Origin of the sequence: Kribbella sp. (assembly GCF_035687465.1) — a bacterium.
In the GTDB taxonomy this organism is placed as follows: Bacteria; Actinomycetota; Actinomycetes; order Propionibacteriales; family Kribbellaceae; genus Kribbella.
In genome coordinates this window covers 12,729-31,752 of record NZ_DASRXP010000226.1, presented here as the reverse complement: position 1 = coordinate 31,752, position 19,024 = coordinate 12,729, and the positions used below count along the sequence as shown (strand labels likewise).

The following is a 19,024-nucleotide window of genomic DNA, read 5'->3' as shown; positions in this document are numbered from 1 at the left end:
GTCGTTCTCATGGCCGATCGTGTACGGCAGCTGCCCACCGCTCTTCTCGGCCCACTGGCCCTCGAGGATGTGGAGATCCGTCCGGCAGACCCCGGCGCCACCGATCTTCACGATCACGTCGAGCGGCCCACTGACCTGCGGCTCCGGGATCTCGGTCAGTTGAAGCTTGGTGTTGTAACCGACGACTTGCACCGCCCTCATGACGCTCTCCTCGTGTTGGTGATGTGCGTGGACAACGGCTCGTCGTCGTACCGGGTCGCCAGCAGTCCGCGGCAGAAGTGCGCGTTGCCCTCGACGGAGATGCGCACCGCCTTCGCGTAGCGCAGCCGCAGCGGTACCGCAGCCGACGCCACCGGCTGACCGTCCTCGTCGACGACCACCAGGTCGTCCGGACGGATCCCGAGCCCGATGTCGGTCCGGCGGCGCAGCAGCGCCTCTTTGTGCGGGCCGCCGGGCAGCTCGCCGAGGGTGAGCCGGTACAGGTCCTCGACGTTCCGGCCGGTGGTCCTGAGCAGGGCCATCACGCAGCGCTCCATCGCCGCCGTGTGGGCCTTGCGCTGGAAGACCCGGCGCAGCTCGTCCAGGCTCTCCTCCGCCTCCGGCCCGAAGGTGCCGCGGTACCCCGCGTTCAGGGCCAGCCCGGCATTGATCTTGGCCGAGTCATGGTGGTCGTCGAGGAGCACTCGCACCCGCCCGGCGTCCGGAACGCACCGCAGCGCGTCCTGGGCGTCGGACGCCATCAGATAGGCGAAGTTGGGAGCGCAGAACGAGGTCGGCAACCGAAGATGAACGGTCACCCCCACGTCGTCGATCCGGATCGAGCGGACGAAGCCGAGGTCAGTGATCGGCTCGTCCAACTCGGGGTCGACGACAGTCGCCAGGGCCGCCGTCACCGCGGTCTCCAAAGCCGGCCCTCCGGTCTTCGAAGCAGGGGTGACCGACCTCATGACGCCACGGCTTCCTTGGCCCCGGCCGCCACCTCGACGCCGGCGTCACCGGCCGCGGTGGGGAGCCTGAGCTCCTCGGGTACGTCGATCCCGTACAGGCTGGCGGCGTTCAGTCCGAGGATCTTCTTCTTCTGCTCGACCGTGATCGGCGCGTACTCCGTCTGGTCCGCGGGGACCTGGAAGTCGACGAACTTCTCGATCAGCCACTTCGGCGTCCAGATCGCGTAGTCGCTGGAGAAGAGGATCTTGTCCTCGCCGATCCAGTACAGCAACTCCCCGATGATCTGCGCGAAGTACCCGGGCCGGGTGTGGATGAACGGCATCGCCACCGCCAGCCCGCCGTACACGTTGGACTCCTGGGTGGCGATCCAGCAGAAGTCCTCCAGTCGCGGCAGTCCGACGTGCTCGACGATGAAGTTCAGCTCGGTGTAGTCGCTCGCCACCTTGTCGATGTCCGCGACGTCGAAGGCGTCCCGGTCCAGCGGCCTGATGGTTGGGCCCTTGTGGACATGGATGTTCTTGATCCCGAGCTCCAGGCACTCCTCGAGATAGCGCCTCGACCACGGGTCGTCGAGCTTCCAGCCACGGGAGTCGCCATGCCACTCCGCGGTGTAGAGCTTGACGCCCTGCAGGTTCATCCGTGCCGCGTCCTTGCGGAGCTGCTCGAGCCCCGCCTCCCCGAAGCGCGGGTCGAACGCGTGGTTGTAGGTCAGCTTCCCGGGGTTCTCCCTGGTCAGCGCCAGGGCGTCCTCGGTCTGGCCGAACCCGTTCTTGTAGAAGTCCCCGAGGATGGCCGGCTGGAAGATCGCGTGATCGACGTACCCGTCCTCGAACAGGTCCTTCAGCAACCGCTGGCCGCCGTAGTACGTGTAGGTGTCGTAGTCCCAGACTTCCGCTTCGGGGCTGAGGTTCTTGTGGTAGTCGTAGAAGCAGTCGATGAACTGCTTGCCGTGGATGTTCTTCTGGTTCGACGCGCGGGCGTCCCACAGGGCGATGTGGGCGTCGACGATGAAGTACTTCTCACCGTTCTTCTCGTACATGCCGGATCACTTCCTGGTCAGGTCGAAGCCGATGTACTCCGCCGCGTCCTCGGGGCTGGCGAACAGGATGGTCTTGTCGTCGAGGTGCACCATCCGCCCGTAGTGGGTGGAGCTGATCTCCTCGAACACCGATCCGTCGAACTCGGAGCCGAGCGCTTCGGTCAGCTCGGCGTAGTCGAAGTCGAGCAGCCCGACGCCATCGACCCGGATCATCGACGGGTACTCCGTCAGCTCCACGCCCTCCTTGGCGCCCATCACGGTGGCGACGACCCGTCCGATCGGCGTGTTCATCAAGGTGACACCGCATTTGTTGGAGAACTCGGTCTCCGATCCGAACTGCATGGTCACTGGTCCAGCTCCTTCGGCGAGTCGAGCCCGAGGTCCTCGAGCAACGAACGGAACTTCTGCTTGGCCGCGTCGAGGCTCGACGCGAACGTGACGGATCTGTCGGCCGGCTGCGACCAGATCGGCTGCAGTGCCTGCGCGGCAGTCAGACAGCGAGGCACCCAGAGGGAGAGCCACTCGCCGAACAGCACCCTGTTGGTCTCGCCGAACTCCTCGTCCCGGCTGAGCAACTGGAACAGGTTGCGGCTGTAGCCGAGGTCCCGGGCGTAGTCGTACTCACCGGTGCCGACGATGGTCGGGGTGATGTAGTCGCCGTTGCGGGCCGCGATCTGCATCACCAGCTCGCTGCGGAACAGCGATCCGACCAGCTGCTCGAAGACGACGTTGGTGGCGAACAGCAGCTCGCACCAGTCGCCGACGGCGGTCAGCCGCTCGACCACCTCACGGGTCGGCTGCCACTCGGGGGCCTCCTTCCAGACCTCCTTGTGGGCAGCCCCGTCGAAGCGCACCTCGGCCTCGGACAGGTCGAGGTTGAACAGCGCGAGGTCCTGGGCGAAGCGCATCTTGTGGGCCGCGTTGACCGCGACCGCGGTGTTGATCATGTTGGTCGGCCCGGACCGCTGGATACTGGTGAAGACGTGCAGCGCCAGGCCGTTCTCGGCGTGCATCCAGGCGCCCAGGTTGCGCTCGACGAACTTCAGCCAGGCCGGGTTCCAGCCGTCGTACACCCTGGCCCGCTTGGCGTTCTGCAGGCACAGGTCGACCTGGTGGACGACCGCCGAGTTGTTCCGGTAGATCGTCTGGTTCCACTCCGCGTTCGGGTCGAGGAAGGCGTGCCAGTTCGACGACTTCGCGGCCGTCCACTCCTTCGGGTAGCCACCGGGGCCGTCGCCGAAGCCGTAGATCCAGCCCTGGCTCAGGTGCCGATCCGGGTCCGGCTGCACGTCGACCGTGACGTCCTCGTACATCGTCGCGCGCAGTTTGGCCGGCTTGTAGTAGTTGTAGGCCCGGCTCTTCGAGCTCGGGAACTCCAGCGCGCCTGCTTCCGAATCGGTGAACTCGATCTTCGGGAAGCTGCGCTCTTTCGGGGGGATTGCGGATTGCGCCATCTCAACTCCAGTGCTGATCGGTGGGATCACTCGGTCGCGGGGCTGGTGAACTTGTCGTAGAAGACCTGGTCGTTCGGCACGTTGCTTGCCTCGAGCAACGCCAGGGCTGCGTCCACCATCGGCGGCGGGCCGCACAGGTAGACCTCGCTGCGGTGCAGTTCGGCCTCGCGTCGCTCGACCACCTCGGTGACGTTGCCCTGCTCCGCGCTGCTGTCGGCGCCGTCCATCGACTCCGACAGGCAGGCGATGAACTCGAAGCCGGTGAGGTCCGCACCGAGCTCCTTGATCGCCTCCAGGTAGAACAGGTCGGCCGCTGTCCGGGCGCCGTAGTAGAAGCGGACCGGCCGGGTGCTCCCGGTCTCGCGCAGGTGCCGCAGGATGGACAGGATGGGTGCCATCCCGGCCCCGCCGGCGACACAGACCACCGGCAGCACGTGTCCGTCCTTGAGGGTGGACGAGCCGTACGGCCCGGTCAGCGACAGCTCGTCGCCGACCGCGAGTTCCCCGTCGAGCAGCGCCGAGAACCTGCCCCCGGGGTACTTCTTGATCAGGAACTCGAGCTCGTCGGGGGTGGTCTGGGTGGTCGCCATCGAGAACGACCGGTGGTCGTCGGTACCGGGGATGGCGATGTCGACGTACTGTCCGGGCTTGAACTCGAAGGCCGCGCCGGTCTTGAGCCGCAACGAGACGATGTCCCGCGTGACCGGTTCGATCGCCTCGATCCGGGCGTCGACCGTCTGGATCGGGATGCCGCCGAGCAGTTCGTCCGGGTCGAAGTTGAGCAGCTCGATCGTGCAGTCGCTGTAGGCGTGCGCCCGGCACAGCAGCACGTAGCCCTCGGCGACCTCGGCGTCGTTGCAGGCGAAGGTCGAGTAGCGCTCCATCTGCAGTTCGCCCTCGAGGATGTACGACTTGCAGGCGGAGCACTGCCCCTCCTTGCAGCCGTGCATCAGGTGGATGCCCTGCCGGAACGCGGCGTCGAGGATCTTGTCGTCCTCGGTGACCTCCATCTCGATGTCGACCGGTTCGAAGCGGATGCGGTGGGTGTCGGCCACGACGGGCCTCCTCGGGCTGGGTGGTGCGGCCGGTGGTGGCGGTTCTGAGCACGCCGCCACCGGCCGGATCAGGTGGTCAGGCGGACTTGGTGCCGTTCGCCTTGTACGCCGCCACGTGGGCCTCGCGCTCGGCGTCGGACATCTCGTTCAGGAGGACGTTGGGGCTCATGAACGTGTTGCCGCGGACGTCGTCGAGGGTCCACATCTTCTTCGGGTCGTCCAGATCCAGATGCGGCTGCCCGATCAGCGTCTTGCCGTCGTCGCGGACGTAGCCGAGGTCCTGCACGATGTCGGCCAGGTCCTTGTTGTGGTGCAGGGTCTCCCACTCGCGGAACCCGGTCAGCCGGCCCATGTTCGGGGTCGGCCGGCCGTCGTACTCGCTGCGGAACGCGACGGCGTCGGTCCAGTAGCAGGTCTCGGAGCAGTAGGTCCGCCACTGGTCGTCGACCTTCTCGGTCACCATGTCCTCGCGGATCAGGGCCGGCACCATGCAGGTCCAGCACCGGTGCGGGTACTGGTACCCGACCTCCTCGAAGGCGATCGGCTTGTTCTTGCCGGGGTAGGCGAGCCGGTTGTAGTTCTCCCACCACTTGCCGTACTTCGAGTACCAGCCGGGGTACTTGTCCTCGAACCACTCGAAGTCGGTGTCGGTCATGGCGTCGATCCGCCAGTAGTTGACCGGCCACCCGGTGGCGAAGAACCGCGCCACCTCGTGCACGTAGCCCTTGTTGGTGATCCGGTTCCAGGCCTCCTCCACCAGGTCGTGCGGGATCGTGAGCCCGTACTTCTCCAGCGGCAGCAGGTAGCTGCGGTAGTAGTCGTCGTAGATCCACCGGCGCCACATCTCCGCATAGCTCTCCCGGTCCTTGCGGCGGTCCTTGGTGCCGTACTCGATGAACGTGCCGATCGCGGCGTCCACGACGCAGTGGTTGTTCCACCACGCGTAGCGCAGGTCGCGCTCGAGCAGCGGCCGGTTGCGCTCGTCGGCCAGCGCCATCAGCAGGATCGAGTAGCCGTTGCTGATGTGCCGCGACTCGTCGGACTGGACCGAGTGGAACACCGTCGGCAGCAGGTAGTCGCCGTTCGCGGCGGCCTCGTCCGGCATCGCGACGAAGAGCGTGTTGGTGAAGGCCGTCTCCGCTACCACCGTCAGGTAGATGTTCGCGGCGGTGATCGCGTCCCCGGTGATGAAGCCCTCACCGAACTGCCGGCCGATGGTGCCCGCGTAGTTGTTCGCGAACGCCTTCTCGGTCATGTCGAACCCGGCCGGGTCGATGTAGTTGTTCATGTACAGGCGCTTGAGGTTCATCTGGATCGTCGAGTGCCTGACCTCGTCGATCATCTGCACCGCGAGCCCGTTGTGGATCTCCGGGTTCGGGACGGCGTCGATCGCCATCGGCATCGCCCGGGCCGCGGAGATCTCCGGGAACGGGATGATCGACAGGAACAGCTTCTGCCACTCCAGCCAGCGCTGCTGCACCTGGCGGAACATGTTGCCGCGGATCGCGCCGTCCATGGCGCCGAAGACGCGGTTGTCCTTCTCCTCCTCCATCGGGAAGTAGGACCGCATGATCTGCTTGAGCGGGTCCTTCTTCGGCGCCCTCTCGAAGGTGTAGTCGGTCCCGAACCGGGTGGCCGGCGTCGCGAAGGTCGGCTCCCACGAGAGTTCGGTGATCTTGGCATGCGCCTTGGTGAGACTCTGCCTACTCAATGTCTGCCTCCAGAATCGGGAGCCGGTCCTCTGATCGACTCCAGCGGTACGGCGGGCTGCTTAAACAGGAATGAAAGGCCCGCCCGCACCGACCTGGTGTCTCAATCTGAGACGGGGCTCACACTCCCGAGCGAGCTAGCGTGGGAATATCCGCTGGTGACGGGCTGTGAAGGAGACGACGCATATGGGTGCATTGGTCCCTGTCCGGAACTCGATCCGCGTCTCCTGGGAGCGCTCGGAGGCGTCGAGGGTGGACGTCGACAGACCCGCTCCGTCGTACGTCGACCGGGGTGACTACGAGACCACGCTGACCCGGGTGGCCGGCCCGGTGATCGACGCACTGGCGTCGGAACTCAACGACGAGCCGGTCTGCATCATCCTGACCGACGCCAACGGGATCGTCCTGGACCGGCGCGGAGGCGACCCCGCCCTGCTGCGGCGCCTCGACTCCGTCGACCTGGCCCCCGGCTTCCGGTACGCCGAGTCCGAGGTCGGCACCAACGGGATCGGTACCGCGCTCGAGGTCGGCGGGCCGATCCTGGTCGACGGCGCCGAGCATTACACCGGGCCGCTGCGGATGTTCTCCTGCGCGGGGGCGCTGATCACGCATCCCATCAACGGCGGCCTGCTCGGGGTCCTCGACATCACCACGAAGGCGTCGAACTCGAACTCCCTGCTGCTGTCCTTCGCCAAGCTCGCCGCCCGCCGGATCCAGCAACTGGTGGTCGAGCAGGCGAACGCCCTCGACCACGCCCTGCTCAGCGACTACTACGCCGCCTGCCGTCACAGCGGCGGCTCGGTGCTCGCGCTCGGCGACGAGGTATTCATGATGAACACGCACGCCCAGCAGCGCTTCGACGCCGTCGACCAGGCGGCGCTCATCGACCGCACCCGCGACGCCCGCGGCGGCACGAAACCGCGGGTGTTCCTGGCCGACCTGCCCAGCGGGGTGATGGCCCGGCTGGCCTACGAGCCGACGTTCGTCGGTGACACGCTGGCCGGCGGGGTCATCCAGATCAAGGAGCAGCGCGCGGTCACGCGCAGCCTCCCGACCTCCCGGATCCCGTCGATCCCGGGCTCGGCGGGGGCCAGCGCGGTTTGGCGGCACGTCACCCAGGAGGTGCTCGACGCCTGCAGCCGGGGCGAATGGCTGGTGGCGGAAGGTGAACGCGGTGTCGGCAAGCTGACCCTGCTGCGAGCGGCCCACGACCACGTGTCGCCGAGCCGGCACCTGGTGGTTCTCGATCCCGCCGGGCCGGCAACCGCCGACGAACTGCTGAACCAGGCCCGCGAGGAGCTCGAATCAGGCTCCGACCTGATCCTGCAGCACGCACACCTGCTGACCAGTGAGCTCCTCGACGGCCTCGCCGAACTGCTCCAGAACGTGCGCGACGGCGCTCCCACCCGGGAGCCCTGGGTCGCGCTCACCGTGCAGGCCGACCGGTCCGAACTCTCGGAGCAGCTCGGCCTCCAGTTGCTGCGCTACTTCCCGCGTACCGTCGCCGTCCCTCCCCTGCGCTACCACCTCGAGGACGTCCCGGCGCTGGTGCGGTCGCTGCTCGCCAAGGGCGGCATCAGCGGCCTGAAGTTCTCCACCACCTCGATGAACCAGCTGATGCGGCTGCCCTGGGCGGGCAACGTCACCCACCTGCGCTCGGTCCTGGCCGCGGTCGCCCGGCGCCGGCGGTCCGGTGTGGTCGAGCTGGACGATCTGCCGGCCGAGTGCCTGGCCACCACCCGCCGGCAGCTGACCCCGATCGAGGCGCTGGAGCGGGATGCGATCGTCGACGCGCTGTCCGCGCACGGCGGCGACAAACTGACCGCGGCCACCGCTCTCGGGATGTCCCGGGCCACCATCTACCGCAAGATCCGGGACTACGGCATCGTCTGCTGACCAGCTCGCTGAATCGCGCAAAGCGAGCTGATCGCGGCGCCCATTGTTGCTTCTGGGTGCCTGCGAACGCGCAGTACCGGACACGAATCTCCAAGGTCCAGCGGACGGTGATCGGCTACTCACAGACTGCTCATCTATATTGCAGATCGTTACCACCGTGGAACCAGGGATCGCTGCGGCCCAACCCCCGCCTCCGCTAGGTTTCGGCCATGAGCGATTCCACCGCCGTCGACACCGTGGCGACCACGGGTCTTGTCGCCCTGACCGATGTCAACAAGCATTTCGGTGACCTGCACGTGCTGAAGGACATCAACCTGTCCATCAACCGTGGCGAGGTCGTGGTGGTGATCGGCCCGTCCGGCTCCGGCAAGTCCACGCTGTGCCGCGCGATCAACCGGCTCGAGCCGATCGACTCGGGCACCATCATGCTGGACGGCCAGCCGCTGCCCAGCGAGGGCAAGGCGCTGGCCAAACTCCGCGCCGACGTCGGCATGGTGTTCCAGTCGTTCAACCTGTTCGCCCACAAGACGATCCTGCAGAACGTCACCCTCGGCCCGTGCAAGGTCCGCAAGACGGACCCCAAGAAGGCCGATCAGCGGGCGATGGAACTGCTCGAGCGGGTCGGCGTCGCGAACCAGGCGTCGAAGTACCCGGCCCAGCTGTCCGGTGGCCAGCAGCAGCGCGTCGCGATCGCGCGGGCGCTGGCGATGGACCCCAAGGTCATTCTCTTCGACGAGCCCACCTCGGCGCTCGACCCGGAGATGATCCAGGAGGTCCTCGAGGTGATGATCGACCTGGCCAGGCAGAGCATGACGATGGTCGTGGTCACCCACGAGATGGGTTTCGCCCGCAGTGCGGCGAACCGGGTGGTCTTCATGGCCGACGGCGAGATCGTCGAAGAGGCCACCCCGGACACCTTCTTCACCAACCCGACCTCCCGCCGTGCGCAGGACTTCCTCGGGAAGATCCTCAAGCACTGACGAGCCGCTCGCACCGCACCGCAGTACCCGTAAAACACGCAGTGCCCGTAGAACACGAAAAGGGGATCCCGAATGAGAATGCGCAACCTCGTCGCCACGCTTGGCGTCGCGGCGCTCGCGCTGACCGTCAGTGCCTGTGGCGACGACGAGCCCGCGGCCGGCGGTTCAGGCGGCGGCAGCACCACAGGTGCCTGTGGCGACCTGCACAAGTTCGAGGTGGCCACGGCCGCCGATGTGGCCGGCAGCCCGACCTACACGAAGATCAAGGCCCGCGGCAACGCGATCGTCGGCGTCAAGGCCGACCAGCCGAACCTCGGCTACAAGGATGCCAACGGCAAGCGCTGTGGCTTCGACATCGAGGTGGCCCGGATGGTCTCGGCCCAGCTCGGCCTGGACCCGGACAAGATCGAGTACAAGGAGATCCCGTCCGCGAACCGCGAGACCGCGATCCAGGGTGGTGAGATCGACTACTACGTCGGCAGCTACTCGATCACCGACAAGCGCAAGAAGCTGGTCTCCTTCGCCGGCCCGTACTTCATCGCCGGCCAGGACCTGCTGGTCCGCAAGTCCGACACCTCGATGGATGCCGGCAAGGACGCCCTGAAGGGCAAGAAGGTCTGCTCGGCGACCGGCTCCACGCCGATCCAGAAGGTCAAGGACGAGGGCCTCACCGAGGCGAGCAACATCTCCGAGTTCAAGACCTACTCGGAGTGTGTGTCGCAGCTGCTGGACAGCAAGACCGACGCCGTCACCACCGACGACGCGATCCTGAAGGGCTACGCCGCGAACGCACCGGACGACCTGCGCGTCGTCGGCAAGCCGTTCAGCACCGAGAAGTACGGCATCGGCCTGCCGCTGGCCGACAAGGCCCTGCGGGACAAGGTGAACGCCGGTCTGGAGACCTCCTTCACCGACGGCACCTGGAAGTCGCTGTACGACGAGACGCTGGGCAAGTCCGGCGCGGCCGCCAACCCGCCGCCGCTCGAGAAGTACTGAGTCCCACCCCGGCTACGGCGACACCGGCCCGCCCGGTGTCGCCGTAGCCGGACTGCGTTTCCCTCATCCTTGGAAGGCATGGAGTCGCGATGCTCTCGGTCCTCACCGACAACTGGGAACTCTTCAGGGAGGGCTTCTGGACCACGATCAGGTTGTTCGTGGTGTCCGGGGTCCTCAGTCTGGTCCTCGGTACGCTGCTGGCCGGTTTCCGCGTCTCGCCGGTGCCCGCATTGCGCGCCGTCGGTACCGGCTACGTCAACATCCTGCGGAACACCCCGCTCACCCTGGTGTTCGCGTTCCTGGTCTTCGGTGCGCCGAAGATGAACCTCACGCTGCCGACCTTCTTCTGGTCCGCGGTCGCCGCCCTGACGGTCTACACCTCCGCCTTCATCTGCGAGGTGGTCCGGTCGGGGATCAACACGGTCGCGCCCGGGCAGTCCGAGGCCGCCCGCGCGGTCGGCATGACCTTCATCCAGGTGCTCGGCATCGTGGTCCTGCCGCAGGCCTTCCGCGCGATCGTGCCGCCGCTGACGAGTGTGCTGATCGCGCTGCTGAAGAACACCACGATCGCGGCCGGATTCTCCGTCCTGGAGGCCGGCGCGATCCCCGCGGCGATGGCCGAACGAGGTGAGAACCAGATGCTCACGCTGGTCTGGATCACCATCGGCTTCCTGATCCTGATCATCCCCCTGGTCTTCCTGCAACGGTGGGCCGAGCGACGGACGGCGGTAGCCGCATGAGTGCCGTGCTGTACGACGTACCTGGTCCGCGGGCCAAGGTGCGCAACCGGATCCTCAACGTGGTCGTGGTGCTGGCCGTGCTCGGCGCGATCACCTGGGTGATCCTGCGGCTGGACTCCAGCGGCCAGTTCCAGAGCCGTCGCTGGGCCCAGTTCCAGTACTCGGCCATCCAGCAACAGTTGTTCGACGGTCTGCTGAACACCCTGAAGGCAGCAGGGCTGGCCGCGGTCTTCGCGATGCTCTTCGGCGCGGTCTTCGCGGCCGCGCGGATCAGCGACCACCGGATCGTCCGAGTCCCCGCGACCTTCGTGGTCGAGCTGTTCCGGGCGATCCCGCTGCTGATCCTGATGTTCTTCTTCTACTACGGCAGCCTGGAGTTCGAGCTGGGCCTCGGCCCGTTCTGGGCGGTCGTGTTCGGCCTGACGCTCTACAACGGCTCGGTCCTGGCGGAGATCTTCCGCGCCGGGATCGCCGCCGTACCGAAGGGCCAGCGCGAGGCGGCATACGCGACCGGTCTGCGGAAGAACCAGGTGGTCCGGCTGATCCTGCTGCCGCAGGCGATCCGGGCGATGCTGCCGGCCATCATCAGCCAGCTCGTCGTGCTGCTGAAGGACACCGCACTCGGCTTCATCATCACCTACAACGAGTTGCTGTACGTCGCCAAGCAGATGGGCGGCCGGCTGGAGTTCGGCTTCCCGTACATCCCGGTGTACATGGTCGTCGCGGTGGTCTACATCGGCCTGTGCTCCCTGCTCTCCCTGCTGGCCCGGTACCTCGAGGGCCGCAGCCGCCGCAACCGCAAGATCGCCAAGGGCACGACGATCCCGCCGCTCCTCGACGACGGCCGCTCGGCGGAAGCCACGGTCTAGGAACTTTCTGATTGGCCTCTTGCGGCCAGTGGGCGCAAGAGGCGTCCGGGTGGTGGTTAGGGTCGGGACATGCCTGACGAGGTGTGGCCACTGCCACCTGGGAAGCCGCTGCGGATGCGGACCTACAACGGGATAGGGACCGAGTTGAAGGGTTTCACCCGTCCGGCCGGTACTTCGGCACCCGGTACGCGTGCCTGGTGGGATTGCCGCTCGTCCCGCTGGATCGCTATTACCTCAAAGAGACCGCGGTCGTCGGTCAGTTCACAGGCGGCGCCTGGAGCACGAGCTCGAAGTACTCCATCGACGGGCAATCGCGGCCTCGGCTCAGCGAGGTGCTGCGGACCTGTCTGTTCGCCTGGATCATCGCCCCGGGCTTCGTCGTGGGGCCGATCGCCCTCCTGCTCGTCAACGCCGACGCCATCTCCGAGTCATTCGGTTTCTACTGGATGTTCGGCGGCTTCATCTTCTGGCTGCTCGCCTCGATCCCCGCGCTCGCGTTCCTGATCGGCGTCTACCGCAGGCGCTGGGCCCCTCTGCGCGAGGTCCGCTGGCGCGACTCCCGGCCGTCCGGCTACTGACGTGCTTCGCCGGGTCCAGGGTAGAGCCACCTGGACCCGGCAAAGCGGGCTAGCGGAGGGTGTTGAAGGAGTCTCGGAGGATTTCTAGAGCCTCCGTGGTCTCCTCCTCGGTGAGCGTCATCGGCGGGGCCATCCGGAGGACGTTGCCGTAGAGGCCGCCCTTGCCGAGCAGGAGGCCGCGGTTCTTCGTCTCCTGCTGGAGGCGGGCCGTGGTCGCGGCGTCGGGCTTGTCGTCGTCCGGGTGAACGAGCTCGGCCGCGAGCATCAGGCCCTTGCCGCGCACGTCGCCGAGCTCGGGGAACTCCTCCGAGATGCCGCGCAGCCCGTCCATCAACTGGGCGCCCCGCTTGGCCGCGTTCGCCTGCAGGTCGTGGTCGAGCAGGTAGTCGACCGTCGCCTTCGCCGCGCTGGTGGAGATCGGGTTGCCGCCGAAGGTGGACAGCGAGTTCGCGCTCAGGCTGTCCATCAGGTCGGCCCTGGCGACGAGGCCACCGATCGCGAACCCGTTGCCGAGCCCCTTGGCGAACGTCATCGCGTCCGGGACCACGTCGTGCGCCTGGATCCCCCAGAAGTGCTCGCCGGTACGACCCCAGCCGGTCTGCACCTCGTCGGAGATGAACAGGATCCCGTACTCGTCCAGTACCGCCTTGAACGCGGCGTACAGGCCGTCGGGCGGCGAGGAGAATCCGCCGACGCCCTGGATCGGCTCGACGATCATGCAGGCGACATCGCCGGCCGTGGTGGTCTCGATGACGTTGCGCAGATCGTCCGTGCAGACCTTGATGTACTCCGCGTCCGGCAGGTCCTTGAACGGGCTGCGATAGCGGTAGGCACCCTGCGCGTACTGCACGTTCACCGGCGACAGGCTGCTCGCGGACCAGCCGCGGTTGCCGGTGATCGCGACCGTGCCGAACGCGCGGCCGTGGTAGGAGTTGCGCAGCGCGAGCACCTGGTTCGAGCGGCGGTTCTGGGTGGCGAGCAGCAGGGCCGCCTCGTTCGCCTCGGTGCCGGAGTTGGTGAAGAAGACCTTGGCGTCCGGGATCCCGGACAGCTCGGCGATCTTCTCGGCCAGCTCGATCTGGCGCCGGATCAGGTACACCGTGGAGGTGTGCGCGACGCCGCTGGACAGTTGCTCCCGCACGGCGTCGGAGATCTCGGCGATGTCGTACCCGATCGCGTTGGTCAGGATCCCGGCGAAGAAGTCCAGGTACTCCTTGCCCTCACCGTCGGTCACCCGGCGACCGGAGCCCGTCACGATCTCGATCGGCTCGTCGTAGTACAGGGCGAGCCAGTCCGGCATGACGGCCTTGTGACGCTCCCACAGCTCCGCATGTGTCATGTCCTAAGCAATACCTCATCTTGGGTGCCGACTCCTAGTGGCGCGGTGTGAAGCCGGTGGGCCGCTGAGGTCCTAGGGTGCTGCTCGTGACCACGCCGAGCATCCCTCACCTCGACCTCGAGACCCTGGCGCAGTTCGACCGGGTGGTGGCAGCCGGGGCCACCTCGATGGATGGCTGGCGTGTGCAGTCGGTCGATCTGTCAGCCCGTACTGCGGTACTGCTGACCCTGGCTCCGTCGGGCTCCCTGTTCCTCGGCTGCATCCTCGACGAGCAGGCCGCGGTCTGGATCCGCGATGGTGGCGGGCTGATCTTCCCCTCGATCCCCGCGCTCCCCTTCGACCCGTACCGGGGCCGCCTGTACGACGCTTCTGAGCTCTACGCCGGCCTTTCCGACGGGTACGACGCGACACCGGATGCGCAGATCTACGCGTGGTCCCGTCAGCACGAGACGAAGGGCGACACGAGCCGCACGCTCGCGGCCGCGCTGCACGACCACGCCATCGCCGACGCCCTGACGGAACTCCCCGACGGACGTCCGTGGATCGGCGTGATGGGCGGTCATGGGATCGCCCGGGGCGACGCGACGTACCGGGCGGCGGTCGATCTCGGTCGCACGCTGACCGCCTCGGGCCTGACCGTCGTGACAGGCGGCGGGCCCGGCGCCATGGAGGCGGCCAACCTCGGCTCCGCTCTCGCCACGTACGACGACTCCGCGGTGTCATTGGCCCTTGATGCGTTGACCCACGTGCCCTCGTTCCGCCCTTCGGTGGCGGCATGGGCAGCGGCGGGTTTGGCCGTACGCCGTGACTTCCCGGGCGACGGTGGCATCTCGATCCCGACGTGGTTCTACGGGCACGAGCCGCCGAACGTGTTCGCGACCGCGATCGCGAAGTACTTCTCCAACGCGCAGCGCGAGGACGTCCTGCTCAGCCGCGCCCGCGGCGGGATCATCTACCTTCCCGGCGCGGCCGGCACCGTCCAGGAGATCTTCCAGGCGGTCACCCCCAACTACTACGGCGACCGGGCCACCCAGAACCCGATGATCCTCGTCGGCGTCCGCCACTGGACCGAGGTGCTGCCGGTCTGGCCGCTGCTCCAGTCCTTGGGAACGGGCCGCCCGATGAGTGCCTCGATCCACCTGGTCGACACCATCCAGGAAGCCGCCGCCCTGGTCAGCTGACCTGTGGTTCTGCCCTCCGCACGGTTCTGCCCTGGGAAGAGGCTGCGAGAAACTGTCGGAGGGCCGGTTTACGGTGTCGGGCATGGCGAACTTTGTGCTGGTTCCGGGGGCGTGGCTGGGTGCGTGGGCGTGGGACGAGGTGGCGGGGCTGATCCGGGAGGCGGGGCATGCGGTTTATCCGGTGACGCTGTCGGGGCTGGCCGAGCGGCAGGGGGATGATGCGGCCAAGGTCAGTCAGACGCAGCACGTCGACGACATCGTGGCCGTGGTCGAGGACAACGATCTGCGCGAGGTGGTGCTCGCTGGCCACAGCTATTCGGGGATTCCGGCCGGGCAGGCGGCGGCACGGATCGGGGATCGGCTGCGGCGGGTCGTGTACGTCGACTCGAACATCCCGACAGACGGCAAGTCCTTCATCGACGGGTCGTCCGACGAGGGGCGAGCCTGGCTGGAAGGCCAGATCGCTGAGTCGGGCGGTTTCTGGCCCCCGCTGGAGCCGGCGGACTACGTCGGACAAGACCTCACGGATGACGCGATCGCGACGATCGTGGAGCGCTCGACCCCGCATCCCGGCCGCGCGATCAGCGAGCCGGCCCAGCTCGTCCAGCCGATCGGCGACCTGCCGACCACCTACATCAAGTGCCTGATGGACGGAGCCATCCCCTCGAGCGATGTCCTCGAGCAGCTCAAGTCGCCATCCTGGGAGCTGGTCGACCTGGGCACCGGCCACTGGCCGATGTTCTCCCAGCCAACCGAGCTCGCCCGGATCTTCCTGGATCTGGACTGATCAGCTCTTGTTGGAGGCGGCTAGCTGGCCGCAGGCGCCGTCGATTTCCTGGCCGCGGGTGTCGCGGACCGTGGTGGGGATGCCGCCGGCCTGCAGGCGGCGGACGAACTCGCGCTCGTCGGCCGGGTCGGAGGCGGTCCATTTCGAGCCGGGCGTCGGGTTCAGCGGGATCAGGTTGACGTGCACCCAGCCCCAGTCGCCGCGGGCCCGGAGCTTCTCCGCCAGCAGGTCCGCGCGCCAGGCGTGGTCGTTGATGTCGCGGATCATCGCGTACTCGATCGAGACCCGGCGCTTGGTCTTCTCCGCGTAGCCCCAGGCTGCGTCGAGGACCTCGTCGACCTTCCACCGGTTGTTGATCGGGACCAGCTCGTCGCGCAGTTCGTCGTCCGGCGCGTGCAGCGACAGCGCCAGCGTGACCGGGATGCCCTCGGTCGCGAGCTGGTTGATCCTCGGCACCAGACCAACCGTCGACACGGTCACGCCGCGGGCCGAGATGCCGAGGCCGTCCGGCGAAGGCTCGGTGAACCGGCGCACCGCGCCGATCACGGCCTTGTAGTTGGCCATCGGCTCGCCCATGCCCATGAAGACGATGTTGTTGACCCGGCCCGGTCCGCCGGCGATCTCGCCCCGGGACAGCGCGCGGGCGCCGTCGACGACCTGCTCGACGATCTCCGCGGTGCTCATGTTGCGGGTCAGCCCCGCCTGGCCGGTCGCGCAGAACGGGCAGGCCATCCCGCAGCCCGCCTGGCTCGAGACACACATGGTGGTGCGGTCGCTGTAGCGCATCAGCACGGACTCGACCAGCGAACCGTCGAGCAGCTTCCACAACGACTTACGGGTGGTCCCGTTGTCACACTCCAGGTCGCGGACCTTGGTGAGCAGCGGCGGCATCAGCTCGGCGACCAGCTTCTCCCGGGTCGCGGCCGGCAGATCCGTCATGTCGGCCGGGTTGTCCGTCAGGCGGGAGAAGTAGTGGTTCGACAGCTGCTTGGCCCGGAACGCGGGCTCCCCCAGCGCCGTCACCGCAGTACGACGCTCTTCCCCACTGAGGTCGGCCAGGTGCCGCGGCGGCTTCTTGGCACGGCGCGGTTCATCGAAAACGAGGGGAAGGGAGGTAGTCATAACCGATCCATTGTCGCCCGCGCCGCCAGCCATTCACAAATTCACATCCTGGACGTGCGCAGGATCACTCCGGGACCGGCTCCGCCTTGCGGTCCGAGTGACCGAGCTGCCGGTCGGGCGCGATCCGGTCGCGCACCAGCTGCTTCAGCAGCGGGAGTTCGGCGAACCCACCCTCCGCCTTGCGCGACCACAGCAGCTCCCCGTCCAGCGAGATGTCGAAGACCCCGCCGGTGGACGGCACCAGCGCCACCTCCCCCAGCTCCTTCGGGAACGTGGTCAGCAACTCCTGTGCGGTCCACGCAGCCCGCAACAACCACCGACACTGCGTGCAGTACACGATCTCCAGCCGCGGCTCTCTCGTCACACCGCCCAGTATCGCGGACCTGGCGCCGCACTCACCGGGGCGTCCAGTGAGTGCGGCGGGGCAGCCTCAGGCGGAGTAGCCCTTCGGTGGGATCAGAGTGGCGAGCTGGTTGAAGGTGAGCCAGTACGTCGCAGGGCCGAAGCCGGCCGGGTCCGCGATCAGCACGGTCGAGTCGCTGGTGTCGTAGCCGATCACCGTGAAGTAGTGCCAGATCGTGTAGTTCGGGTAGCCCGGCGGGTGGTTGTTGGCCGGGGCAACGATGTTCGCGACGATCGGGTAGTTGTTGTCGATGTCGAGAATCACGTCGCGCCAGAGCAGGTCCCGCTGCGCCTGGGTGGGCGGGTCGTTCGGCATCTCCTTGGTCTCGTACCAGCCGGTGCCGAGGTGGTTGTTGAGGACCCGGGTGACCTGGCCGATCCAGTCGGTGCCGTTGGTGGTGGTCGGCAGTTCGTTCGCCAGTTGCTGCTGACTCGGCGGCGAGATTCGCGCGGAGAGCGCGATCCTGGTCGCAGCCGGGCCACACCAGTAGCCAGTCTGCTGGTACTGGAAGTCAATGTTCAACGTCCGCAGCCCCTGTGCGGAGTGCGCCCCGGCCGGAACTTTCTTGGCCGCCGCAGCAGCATTGGCAGCCTGTACTACGGCGCCCGGTGCCGGCGCTGCCACGGCCGCCGAACCACCTGCCATCGGCAACGAAACACCCGCCACCAGGGCCAGACCACAAACCGCGGCCTTCACCTTCGTCATGGACCTCGTCATGGAGCGCCTCCCGAGTTCGAAGGGGTGACCTTGGGCGCGGCCACCGCAGAGCCCAGTGGAATCCGCTCTCAAGCGCTTGTAAACCCACTCTCCGGACTCGCCCTGCCACTCTGAGCAACACTTGAGCGTGCATTTCCGCAGGTCAGCGCATCGTGAAGACCTTCCGGATCAAGCGCCAACGCCGTCAGAAAACAACCATGGCCTTTCGATCTGGGTCGAAAGACACCTGCCCCGGTTTCAGGCCGGGGCGATCTCCTGGACCACAGGGTCGATGATCTCTGTGGCGAGGAGACTCGCAACTCGGGCCGGATAGGGGCGGGGCAGGCTGAGGACGAGGTGGTCGAAGCCCATCGCGGCCAGTCGCCGGACGATCGACCTGGTACCGGGCAGGTCGTCGTACCGGACTATCACTTGGACCGATCGGCTGATCGAGCGCGGATCCCGGCCGACCTCCGCGCACTGGGCGTCGAGCATCCGCAGGCGATCGGCGAGGAACTCGAGGTCGTTGTGCGGCGGACCGGGGATGTTCCACACGTCGGCGTGCTCGGCGACCAGGCGAAGCATCCGGTCACCCCAGCCGCCGATCAGCAATGGCGGCCCAGGGCGCTGGATCGGCTTGGGTTCGTTGCGATTCGCCTCGAGCGAGTAGTACCGCCCGGCGTAGTCGAAGACCTCCTCGCCCCACATGCCCCGGAGGATCTCGATCGTCTCGCGCAACCTGGCCAGCCCCTCGGCGGGCGGCACGAGGGTCAGTCCGTACGCGGCGTACTCGGCGATCGCGGGATTCTCACCGGCGATGCCGCCGGCGCCCGGCGGCTGGTAGGTTCCGCCGGCTCCCAGCCCCATCACCAGTCGGCCGTTCGAGATCACGTCGAGGGTGCTCGCGATCTTCCCGAGGACGGCGGGTTGGCGGACCCGATTGCTGGTCACGAGCAGACCGAGCCGGAGCCGGGAGGTCTGCGCGGCGAGTGCGGTCAGCAAGGTCCAGCCTTCGAGGACCTGGCCGTCCTTCGGGCCGGCCAGCGGCAGGAAGTGATCCCACAACCAGGCGTCCCGGAACTGCGGGATCTCGTCAGCCTCCTGCCAGACCCGCAGGATCTCGGCGTAGCTGACATGCATCGGGGTGGTCTTCAGTCCGAAGGTGAGTGGCATGATATTCAGGGTAGCTGATGATCAGCTCTCCTGATGATCAGTTGCCCGGTAGATTTCTT

Annotated in this window: 20 protein-coding genes; 8 read left to right on the top strand and 12 right to left on the bottom strand. The window is 67.2% G+C overall.

Going from position 1 to position 19,024, the window contains the following annotated elements; translation table 11 throughout:
* The 7 genes from VFG33_RS11460 to VFG33_RS11430 form a co-directional block, all read right to left on the bottom strand.
* Positions 1–201, bottom strand: a 201-nt coding sequence (locus VFG33_RS11460; protein ID WP_325025336.1) for an alcohol dehydrogenase catalytic domain-containing protein, incomplete at its 3' end; no start/stop codon positions are given.
* The gene (locus VFG33_RS11455; RefSeq protein WP_325025334.1) at positions 198–947 is read right to left on the bottom strand and encodes an iron-sulfur cluster assembly protein; all 750 of its coding nucleotides are present in this window, start codon (positions 945–947) and stop codon (positions 198–200) included. The genes VFG33_RS11460 and VFG33_RS11455, both read right to left, overlap by 4 nt.
* A complete protein-coding gene (locus tag VFG33_RS11450) occupies positions 944–1,987 on the bottom strand; it encodes an amidohydrolase family protein (protein WP_325025333.1) in 1,044 nt (347 codons plus the stop codon). The genes VFG33_RS11455 and VFG33_RS11450 overlap by 4 nt, the downstream gene beginning before the upstream one ends.
* 6 nt (positions 1,988–1,993) lie before the next feature.
* The gene (mimD, locus tag VFG33_RS11445) at positions 1,994–2,329 is read right to left on the bottom strand and encodes a propane 2-monooxygenase effector subunit MimD (protein ID WP_325025344.1); all 336 of its coding nucleotides are present in this window, start codon (positions 2,327–2,329) and stop codon (positions 1,994–1,996) included.
* A 2-nt stretch (positions 2,330–2,331) separates the two neighbouring features.
* A complete protein-coding gene (locus VFG33_RS11440) occupies positions 2,332–3,441 on the bottom strand; it encodes an aromatic/alkene monooxygenase hydroxylase subunit beta (RefSeq protein ID WP_325025331.1) in 1,110 nt (369 codons plus the stop codon).
* A 26-nt stretch (positions 3,442–3,467) separates the two neighbouring features.
* On the bottom strand, positions 3,468–4,496 hold the full coding sequence (locus VFG33_RS11435) for a 2Fe-2S iron-sulfur cluster-binding protein (protein ID WP_325025329.1): 1,029 nt from the start codon (positions 4,494–4,496) through the stop codon (positions 3,468–3,470).
* A gap of 76 nt (positions 4,497–4,572) precedes the next feature.
* Positions 4,573–6,207, bottom strand: a complete 1,635-nt coding sequence (locus VFG33_RS11430; RefSeq protein ID WP_325025327.1) for a ferritin family protein — start codon at positions 6,205–6,207, stop codon at positions 4,573–4,575.
* Positions 6,208–6,391: 184 nt separating this feature from the next.
* Here VFG33_RS11430 and VFG33_RS11425 point away from each other — a divergent pair, with 184 nt between their 5' ends.
* The 6 genes from VFG33_RS11425 (at position 6,392) to VFG33_RS11400 (ending at position 12,264) form a co-directional block, all read left to right on the top strand.
* Positions 6,392–8,101: a sigma-54-dependent Fis family transcriptional regulator gene (locus VFG33_RS11425; protein ID WP_325025325.1), complete on the top strand. Its 1,710-nt coding sequence runs from the start codon at positions 6,392–6,394 to the stop codon at positions 8,099–8,101.
* Positions 8,102–8,310: 209 nt separating this feature from the next.
* Complete coding sequence (locus VFG33_RS11420; RefSeq protein WP_325025323.1) at positions 8,311–9,081, top strand: amino acid ABC transporter ATP-binding protein; 771 nt, start codon at positions 8,311–8,313, stop codon at positions 9,079–9,081.
* Positions 9,082–9,153: 72 nt separating this feature from the next.
* Positions 9,154–10,077, top strand: a complete 924-nt coding sequence (locus VFG33_RS11415) for a glutamate ABC transporter substrate-binding protein (protein ID WP_325025321.1) — start codon at positions 9,154–9,156, stop codon at positions 10,075–10,077.
* 89 nt (positions 10,078–10,166) lie between these two features.
* Entirely contained in the window at positions 10,167–10,817 is a 651-nt protein-coding gene (locus VFG33_RS11410; RefSeq protein WP_325025319.1) for an amino acid ABC transporter permease, read from the top strand.
* A complete protein-coding gene (locus tag VFG33_RS11405) occupies positions 10,814–11,686 on the top strand; it encodes an amino acid ABC transporter permease (RefSeq protein ID WP_325025317.1) in 873 nt (290 codons plus the stop codon). Before VFG33_RS11410 ends, VFG33_RS11405 begins: the two co-directional genes overlap by 4 nt.
* Positions 11,687–11,883: 197 nt before the next feature.
* Positions 11,884–12,264, top strand: coding sequence for a hypothetical protein (locus VFG33_RS11400; protein ID WP_325025315.1), 381 nt, complete (start codon positions 11,884–11,886; stop codon positions 12,262–12,264).
* Between the two features lie 49 nt (positions 12,265–12,313).
* Here VFG33_RS11400 and VFG33_RS11395 read toward each other — a convergent pair whose 3' ends face one another.
* Entirely contained in the window at positions 12,314–13,603 is a 1,290-nt protein-coding gene (locus VFG33_RS11395; RefSeq protein ID WP_325025313.1) for an aspartate aminotransferase family protein, read from the bottom strand.
* A gap of 86 nt (positions 13,604–13,689) precedes the next feature.
* Between VFG33_RS11395 and VFG33_RS11390 the strand changes: the two genes are divergently transcribed.
* Both VFG33_RS11390 and VFG33_RS11385 read left to right on the top strand, forming a co-directional pair.
* Positions 13,690–14,784, top strand: coding sequence for an LOG family protein (locus tag VFG33_RS11390; protein ID WP_325025311.1), 1,095 nt, complete (start codon positions 13,690–13,692; stop codon positions 14,782–14,784).
* An 82-nt stretch (positions 14,785–14,866) separates the two neighbouring features.
* Complete coding sequence (locus VFG33_RS11385; protein WP_325025309.1) at positions 14,867–15,571, top strand: alpha/beta fold hydrolase; 705 nt, start codon at positions 14,867–14,869, stop codon at positions 15,569–15,571.
* Here the strand turns inward: VFG33_RS11385 and rlmN are convergent, their stop codons facing one another.
* From rlmN to VFG33_RS11365, 4 genes are all read right to left on the bottom strand, one after another.
* Positions 15,572–16,693, bottom strand: coding sequence for a dual-specificity RNA methyltransferase RlmN (gene rlmN / locus VFG33_RS11380; protein WP_325025307.1), 1,122 nt, complete (start codon positions 16,691–16,693; stop codon positions 15,572–15,574). It abuts the gene before it with no gap.
* Between the two features lie 64 nt (positions 16,694–16,757).
* On the bottom strand, positions 16,758–17,057 hold the full coding sequence (locus VFG33_RS11375; RefSeq protein ID WP_325025305.1) for an Rdx family protein: 300 nt from the start codon (positions 17,055–17,057) through the stop codon (positions 16,758–16,760).
* A 66-nt stretch (positions 17,058–17,123) separates the two neighbouring features.
* Positions 17,124–17,813, bottom strand: coding sequence for a C39 family peptidase (locus VFG33_RS11370; RefSeq protein WP_325025303.1), 690 nt, complete (start codon positions 17,811–17,813; stop codon positions 17,124–17,126).
* A gap of 237 nt (positions 17,814–18,050) precedes the next feature.
* On the bottom strand, positions 18,051–18,965 hold the full coding sequence (locus tag VFG33_RS11365; protein WP_325025301.1) for an LLM class flavin-dependent oxidoreductase: 915 nt from the start codon (positions 18,963–18,965) through the stop codon (positions 18,051–18,053).
* Positions 18,966–19,024 lie beyond the last annotated feature (59 nt).